The 2,090-nt window shown below is 45.8% G+C and carries 4 protein-coding genes; all 4 read right to left on the minus strand.

All coding sequences use genetic code 11. From position 1 onward, the window contains the following. Positions 1-607, minus strand: a 607-nt coding sequence (locus PSI23_RS21115; protein ID WP_273556916.1) for a hypothetical protein, incomplete at its 3' end; no start/stop codon positions are given. Beyond that, positions 604-1,425: a PD-(D/E)XK nuclease-like domain-containing protein gene (locus PSI23_RS21120; protein WP_273556917.1), complete on the minus strand. Its 822-nt coding sequence runs from the start codon at positions 1,423-1,425 to the stop codon at positions 604-606. The genes PSI23_RS21115 and PSI23_RS21120, both read right to left, overlap by 4 nt. Next, the gene (locus PSI23_RS21125) at positions 1,422-1,697 is read right to left on the minus strand and encodes a hypothetical protein (RefSeq protein WP_273556918.1); all 276 of its coding nucleotides are present in this window, start codon (positions 1,695-1,697) and stop codon (positions 1,422-1,424) included. Before PSI23_RS21125 ends, PSI23_RS21120 begins: the two co-directional genes overlap by 4 nt. After that, positions 1,694-1,969 carry a hypothetical protein gene (locus PSI23_RS21130; protein WP_273556919.1) on the minus strand — a complete coding sequence of 92 codons (276 nt, stop codon included), beginning with the start codon at positions 1,967-1,969 and terminating at the stop codon, positions 1,694-1,696. Before PSI23_RS21130 ends, PSI23_RS21125 begins: the two co-directional genes overlap by 4 nt. Positions 1,970-2,090 lie beyond the last annotated feature (121 nt).

The raw sequence follows: 2,090 nt of genomic DNA on the forward strand, positions 1-2,090 counted from the left end.
CGGTGTATGTCCGTGAGTCAGTGAGGACAGGGCTTTCCTTCAATTCTTTCATTCTGATTCCTGTCACTTCCTTGCACTTTTGCTGCAATTCTGGGTATCCATCCAATGCGTTCCATGTATTTACATATTCCTGTTGTAACTTCTCCTTGTTGTTTTCATTGGTTGCGTACTCAGTGAAATCACGGAGAATTTCATTAGGATCTCTTTGATTAGGCTGACGGGCGTCAAGTTTTTTTACTCTATGCTCAGCGCGTTTCCCTCTTGATACTGACAGCATCATTGAGAAATCACCCTCAATATCGCTCATTGCATGAACTTTAATTCCGCCAACAGCAACGCCGCCGAATCGAACACTGGGGTCACCAACAATGGTTAATGACTTACCTACCCATGAATGCCCGTCAGCTCCCCATCCACCAATCAGGACGCGGCGCATGGATTTGCTGGGTTTATATGGCCGACCGTCATAACCCACTAAATCAACAAAAACGGGCTGCTCTTTCGTTCCGGCTCGAACGGATTTAATGACGGCTGTAATACTTTCTGTCTGGACATCTTCAAAGTTCAGTTGATCGGACTTTGGAATAATGGTGTTAGATAAATTCATAGATAGACCTCATCGACATATTCGTCATCGAATAGATAGGCTGGTACGTTTATCTCACTGGATGGCAACACCATTCCCTCGGTTCGTAGGGATTCGTCGTCCATGCATTCCTTGAGCTTATGGAGGGACTCAAACAGGGTTTTATAACCCAGATCCAGCGAGTCCTCACCGATGTAATACATGCAGTTTTTGTATGGCGGGGTATTTTCCAGTGCAAAGAAACAAAACTGATTTAATTCTCTCCCGGTCACCAGCCTGAGGACGTATAAATAAAATGCCGCCTGAACGTGATAATGATATTTACCAAATGCCTGACTGAATCCGCGTTCAGTTGCATCCCGGCAACTTTTGACATCCAAAGGATAAGAGTGATTATCTGACAATCTGTCAAAGCGGCACTTTAAACTGAGTTCTGTACTCGGGCAGGTGGCGAACATAGAAACTTCTGAGTGACCGCTACCACTCATGTAGTCAATAAAATCATTGTTCATCCATGCTGATTCAATCATCCTTGTTACTGTTTCAACTTCACTGCCAATCAGTATTTTTTCAGCATCTGCATACTGAAAAATCTCCTTGTATTCCTTTGATGCTCTGGTTTTTATGTCACCCCTTAAAATGAAGTCCCTTTCGAAAATAGCAGGCTCAAGCAGGGCTGCGTGAATGGCAGTTCCTATCTGCGTCGATTTGCTTCCTTTAAATGGGTTGAAGTACAGATTTGCCGGACTAACACTGATCGCCTTGATGGTGGTTGAACCTATCGCCTCGTCCTTGTGATAGTCCTCATTGGATATGTCGTAATAGATGCCGGGGGTCATGCTGCCCTCCCTTGAATCTTGAGTTGACACAGTTTATAGAGTAGTGCGTGAATTTCCTCATCCGCCTCACCGCCTGTATCGAACATATCGCCGAATAATTCATTCATCCGTGGTGAGAAAATTGACTGGGTTCCCTCTGGCAGTGATTCATATAACCTGTGAGCGTCGTTTTCCCGTTGCTCCTCTACCGCTTCCTGATACGCGGCTTCTTCCATTCTGCGCTCATATTGCTCATCCTGAGCACCGCAGGGGTTATATCCAAAATGTCTCATGCGGCCTCCTGCTGAAATTGCCTGTTCAGTTCCATTGCGATTTTGCGGCCCATCCCTGATTTGATAATCGCCTCAACCAAACTCTCCTCGTCACTGTGATTCACAATGTGAGCGATCATTTCGCTGTGGTCGGGGTCTGAGCGTTTGGCGAACTCCGAGAACGGCATATCAAATTGCATGTCACCGAGGTAGGTGTACGTAATATGGATACGTCCGTGCCTAACCGTTTCTTTCTTTTCGACATAGCTGTAGCTCATAGTGGCTGGATACATAATTACCTCCCGTCGTCAGACTGGAATAAATACAATGATTGAAACAATGAGTAATGCAACTAGGCGCTTCCATGCGCGCCGGTTCCTGATTGCCTGTGGTTTTGCGGGTACAACCGCGCAC

It is taken from the genome of Xenorhabdus yunnanensis (genome assembly GCF_028598805.1).
Classification (GTDB): domain Bacteria; phylum Pseudomonadota; class Gammaproteobacteria; order Enterobacterales; family Enterobacteriaceae; genus Xenorhabdus; species Xenorhabdus yunnanensis.